The sequence below is a fragment of the Amnimonas aquatica genome, assembly GCF_002943415.1.
In the GTDB taxonomy this organism is placed as follows: domain Bacteria; phylum Pseudomonadota; class Gammaproteobacteria; order Pseudomonadales; family Moraxellaceae; genus Perlucidibaca; species Perlucidibaca aquatica_A.
In genome coordinates, this window is sequence record NZ_PTQZ01000144.1 from 1 (window position 1) to 4,752 (window position 4,752).

Annotated in this window: 7 protein-coding genes and 1 tRNA gene; 7 read left to right on the top strand and 1 reads right to left on the bottom strand. The window is 68.3% G+C overall.

The genetic code is table 11. The features are described from left to right. A partial coding sequence (locus C5O18_RS10875; protein ID WP_241146762.1) for a hypothetical protein occupies nucleotides 1-418 on the bottom strand: 418 nt, incomplete at its 3' end. 142 nt (nucleotides 419-560) lie between these two features. Here C5O18_RS10875 and C5O18_RS06555 point away from each other — a divergent pair. From C5O18_RS06555 to C5O18_RS06580, 7 genes are all read left to right on the top strand, one after another. Continuing rightward, nucleotides 561-1,568 carry an esterase/lipase family protein gene (locus C5O18_RS06555; RefSeq protein WP_241146763.1) on the top strand — a complete coding sequence of 336 codons (1,008 nt, stop codon included), beginning with the start codon at nucleotides 561-563 and terminating at the stop codon, nucleotides 1,566-1,568. A 246-nt stretch (nucleotides 1,569-1,814) separates the two neighbouring features. Continuing rightward, nucleotides 1,815-2,690 (top strand): 4-hydroxy-tetrahydrodipicolinate synthase, encoded by an 876-nt coding sequence (gene dapA / locus C5O18_RS06560; protein ID WP_105192548.1) that lies wholly within the window; start codon nucleotides 1,815-1,817, stop codon nucleotides 2,688-2,690. Further along, nucleotides 2,690-3,280 (top strand): outer membrane protein assembly factor BamC, encoded by a 591-nt coding sequence (gene bamC, locus C5O18_RS06565; protein WP_105192550.1) that lies wholly within the window; start codon nucleotides 2,690-2,692, stop codon nucleotides 3,278-3,280. The genes dapA and bamC overlap by 1 nt, the downstream gene beginning before the upstream one ends. Nucleotides 3,281-3,312: 32 nt before the next feature. After that, a complete protein-coding gene (gene purC / locus C5O18_RS06570) occupies nucleotides 3,313-4,026 on the top strand; it encodes a phosphoribosylaminoimidazolesuccinocarboxamide synthase (protein WP_105192552.1) in 714 nt (237 codons plus the stop codon). Nucleotides 4,027-4,125: 99 nt separating this feature from the next. Then, nucleotides 4,126-4,216: transfer RNA gene (locus C5O18_RS06575), tRNA-Ser, on the top strand. A 155-nt stretch (nucleotides 4,217-4,371) separates the two neighbouring features. Then, nucleotides 4,372-4,515: a hypothetical protein gene (locus tag C5O18_RS10430; RefSeq protein ID WP_158249286.1), complete on the top strand. Its 144-nt coding sequence runs from the start codon at nucleotides 4,372-4,374 to the stop codon at nucleotides 4,513-4,515. Further along, a partial coding sequence (locus C5O18_RS06580; protein ID WP_146089248.1) for an SDR family NAD(P)-dependent oxidoreductase occupies nucleotides 4,512-4,752 on the top strand: 241 nt, incomplete at its 3' end. The genes C5O18_RS10430 and C5O18_RS06580, both read left to right, overlap by 4 nt.

Below are 4,752 nucleotides of genomic sequence, written 5' to 3' on the forward strand. Positions count from 1 at the left end.
CGAGGCCCAGCGCACCGACCGGCGCGATGCCGCCGTGGCGCGCATCAACGCCTACCTGGACACCGCGCGCTACGCCTACGCCTACCTGTTCTTCACCGAGCGCAAGCCGGGCGTGCGCGCGCTCGAGGACCGCCAGACGCAGGTGCGCGACTACTACAACGTCGCCGTGCGCCAGGCCATGGCGGCGATGTTCGACTACTACCGCGGCCGGCCGCCTGCGCCGGAAGACGAGCATGGCACCTTCAGCCTGGAGGTCGGCCGCTGGCAGGTGGTCGGCCGCCTGGAGGATGTCCGCCTGGCGCAGGGGCGGGCGCTGCCGAAATCGCTGATCCCGGCGCCATCGCTGGCCTTCGCCGGGCTGCGCAACCAGTACCGGCGTGACGGCATCGGCGGCGAGCTGGTGGCGGCCACGTCGCACAGCGTGGTGAGCAGCCGCGAGGATACGCGCGCCTGGCGGGAGATGCCGTTCCCGGCCATCACTGCCGTGCTGCGCTTTCCCGGCGACTTCCTGGCCGANCGACCCCTATCGCCAGGACACCGTCGATGTCGCCGGTTCCCGGGTGCCGCTGGCGGCCGACTTCACCGCCGCCTACGGCCTCTGGCTGGCGCGCTCCGGCTTCGCCCGCCAGGCGCTGCTGACCCTGCTGGGCAAGGGCGACGTGCTCGAGAGCCCGCACGTCTATCTGCTGCAGCCCTACGACCCGAACCGTCGCATCGTGATCATGCTGCACGGTCTGGCGAGCAGTCCGGAGGCCTGGATCAATGTTGCCAACGAGGTGCTGGGCGACGAGGTGCTGCGCCGCAACTACCAGATCTGGCAGGTCTACTACCCGACCAACCTGCCGCTGCCGCTGAACAACGTGGCCATCCGCGAGGCCATCACGAAGACGCTGGCGCACTTCGATCCGGCCGGTACCTCGGTGGCCAGCCGCGACATCGTCATGGTCGGCCACAGCATGGGCGGGGTGCTCGCGCGCCTCATGCTGTCATCGTCCGGTGACCAGGTCTGGGACGGCATCATGGGGCGCTTCGACATTCATGGTTCGCGGCTGCGCAAGGCCCGCCAGGAGCTGGATCCGCTGCTGCGCTTCGAGCCGCTGCCGCAGGTGACGCGGGCGATCTTCATCGCCGCGCCGCACCGGGGAACGCCCTATGCCGAGCGCCGCGTGGCGCGCTGGATCTCCGGCATGGTGCGGCTGCCGGTATCGGTGCTGGGGCGCTTCAAGGAGCTGACCCAGCTGCTGGTCGACCCGCACGGCGCGGCACCGGCGGCGCTGGACCGCTCGCTGACCAGTATCGACAACCTCAGCAACCAGTCGCCATTCGTGCAGGCCGCCGCCGACCTGCCGATCTCGCCGCGCGTGCGCTATCACAGCATCATGGGCAACGACACGCCGACGGTGGCGCTGGCGCTGTCCAGCGATGGCGTGGTGCCCTACAGCAGCGCCCACCTGGAGGGTGCTGCGTCGGAGAAGGTGGTGCCGTCCTGGCACAGCGTGCAGGAGACGCCGGAGGCCATCCTGGAAATACGCCGCATCCTGCACGAGCACATCGCCGCCGGTTCTTGACGTGCCTCCCGGGGCGGCGCTGTCAGCCCGAGCGGGGGCAGCGGCGTTGCTGACCGGCAGGGCAGGTCCGGCACCGGCATTTCCCCGATGCCGGTGCCGGGCGGGAACTGTCCGGCGGGCCCCGCGCCGCGGTGAAAACTGCGCCTGCGCGCTTTTTGCCGCCGGCCGGCCTTGTTTGCGCCCCGGTCGGGCCGCTACCATTGCGCGTTATTCCTCAAACAGCCGCAGCATGACGTGGAGAGTCGCATGATCATTGGCAGCCTGGTGGCGCTGGCCACCCCCATGAATACCGATGGCACGGTGGACTGGGATGCCCTCAAGCGACTGGTCGAATGGCACGTGGCCGAAGGCACCCACGGCATCGTCGCGGTCGGCACCACCGGCGAATCTGCCACGCTCGATGTCGAGGAGCACCTGCAGGTCGTGCGCACGGTGATCGAGGTGGCGGCGGGGCGCCTGGCGGTGATCGCCGGCACCGGCGCCAACTCCACGCGCGAAGCCATCGAGCTCACCGGCGAGGCCGCCAAGCTCGGCGCCGACGCTGCGCTGCTGGTCACCCCGTACTACAACAAGCCGACCCAGGAAGGCCTGTACCAGCACTACAAGGCCATCGCCGAGGCGGTGAACCTGCCGCAGATCCTCTACAACGTGCCCGGCCGCACCGGTGTCGACATGCTCAACGCCACGGTCGCGCGCCTGGCCGGCCTGCCCAACATCGTCGGCATCAAGGACGCCACCGGCAACCTCGAGCGTGGCGAGGAACTGATCCGTCTGGTGGGTGACCGCATGGCGGTCTATTCCGGCGATGACGCCACCGCCATCGAGCTGATCCTGCTCGGTGCCAAGGGCAATATCTCGGTTACCGCCAATGTCGCCCCGGGCGTCATGGCCGAGGCCTGCGAGGCCGCCCTGGAAGGCGATGCCGAGCGCGCCCGCGCGCTGACCGGCAGTGTGGCGCAGCTGCACGATGTGCTGTTCATCGAATCCAACCCGATCCCGGTCAAGTGGGCGCTGGCGGAAATGGGGCGCATCGGCCTCGGTATCCGCCTGCCGCTGACAGTGCTGGCCGAAGATGCCCGGCCGCGCGTGCGTGCCGCCCTGCAAGCCTCCGGAGTGCTCTGATGCGTCGTCTGCTCGTGGCTGTTGTTGCCGTGACCCTGCTGCCCGCCTGCGGCAGCTTCTTCCGTGACCGCAGCCTGGACTACGTCAAGGCCGAATCCACGCCGCCGCTGATGCTGCCGCAGGATGTCGACACCCGTCCGATCAAGCCGCTGTATCCGATTCCGCCGGCCTCCGGCAAGCCGGTCAGCGAGCCGGCCAAGGCCCCGTTCCCGCCCGGCATGAAGGGTGTGCAGGCCGCCGAGCTGCCGCCGCTGCCCAATGCCCCCGGCCGTCTGCCGGTTAAGCTGGGCACCGACGGCAACGGCGTGCCCGAACTGCGTGTGGTCGGCCCCCGCGAACGTGTCTGGGACGAGCTGGCGCGCGCGCTGCAGGGCGCCGGCGCCAACATCAAGGACCGCAACCAGTCGCTGGGCCTGGTCGACATCGAGGTGGCCAAGGAGGCCTACCAGGTGCGCATGGTCCGCGCCACCGAGGCTTTCGTGATCAACGTGCAGCGTGACGACGACACGCTGGCGCCGGTCAGCGTCGCCCGCAACGTGCTGGCGGCGCTGCAGTCCCGCTGGCCCGCCACCAGCGCCGACCGGCCCTGAGACATTCAAGAGATATCCGGAGAACGACCCCCATGGAAAAGCGCGAGCTGCTGTACACCGGCAAGGCCAAGTCCGTCTACGCCACGGACGATGCCGATCGCGTGGTCATCCTGTACCGCAACGACACTTCCGCCTTCGACGGCAAGAAGGTCGAGCAGCTTGACCGCAAGGGCATGGTGAACAACCGCTTCAATGCCTTCATCATGGACAAGCTGGCCGCGGCGGGCATCGCCACGCACCACGAGCGCCTGCTGTCGCCGACCGAGTCCCTGGTCAAGCGCCTGGAAATGATTCCGGTCGAGTGCGTGGTGCGCAACTACGCCGCCGGCAGCCTGGTGCGTCGCATCGGTGTGGAGGAGGGCATCGCCCTGAATCCGCCGACCTTCGAGCTGTTCCTGAAGAACGATGCCCTCGGCGATCCGTTCATCAACGAATCGCACGCCATTTCCTTCGGCTGGGCCACCGGCGAGCAGCTGGCGGTCATGAAGACGCTGTCGCTGAAGGTCAACGAGGTGCTGTCGGCGCTGTTCCTGGCCAGCGACATGCTGCTGGTCGACTTCAAGCTGGAGTTCGGCCTGTTCCATGGCGAGATCGTGCTTGGCGACGAGTTCTCGCCGGACGGCTGCCGCCTGTGGGACCGCGAGACCCGCAAGAAGCTGGACAAGGATCGCTTCCGCCAGGGTCTCGGCGGTGTCGTCGAGGCCTACGAGGAAGTGGCAGCCCGCCTCGGCGTCACGCTCGACTGAGCCCGCCGGCACCGGCTGCCCAGTTTTTGCGCAGCCGGTGCCTGATGTACCGTCGGGTGCTTGAGTTTGCGGTCGCGATCCGCTAAATTGCGCGCCTCCGGAGGGGTGGCAGAGTGGTTGAATGCACCGGACTCGAAATCCGGCATACGGGTCTCCCGTATCGAGGGTTCGAATCCCTCCTCCTCCGCCAGAACAGAAAGCCCGTGATCTTGAGAGAGATCACGGGCTTTTTCTTTGCCTGCGATTTCCCGACGTGCCCCCAAGACCGGATTGGTCAGATTTCGCAATACCACCGGCGCCGGCCGGGGGAATATGCGGACAGGGCGGACAATCGGGTTGCATGACATGGGTGATCAGTACCGCGGGCGATGGTCGCAGGAGCGCGGGATGCTGCCGGGCAGCGAATGCTTCCGCCCGCGGCTCGATGCTGTCGTGTTCTTCCGGGTGGGACCGCTGTTCGTCACCGACAAGCTTAGGATGCGCGCATGACCGATCTGGCTGGCAAAGTGGTGTGGGTCACCGGTGCGTCCGGCGGCCTGGGCGAAGGGCTGGCCCTTCAGGCGGCGCTGCGTGGCGCGAAGCTGGTCCTGAGCGCCCGGCGCGAGAGCGAGCTGGAGCGCGTGCGGCAGCGTTGCCCGCGTCCGCATGAAGTCGCGCTGCTGCCGCTGGACCTGGAGCGCATGGACGATCCTGCGGAAGTGGTCCGGCGTGCCGGCAGCCTGCTCG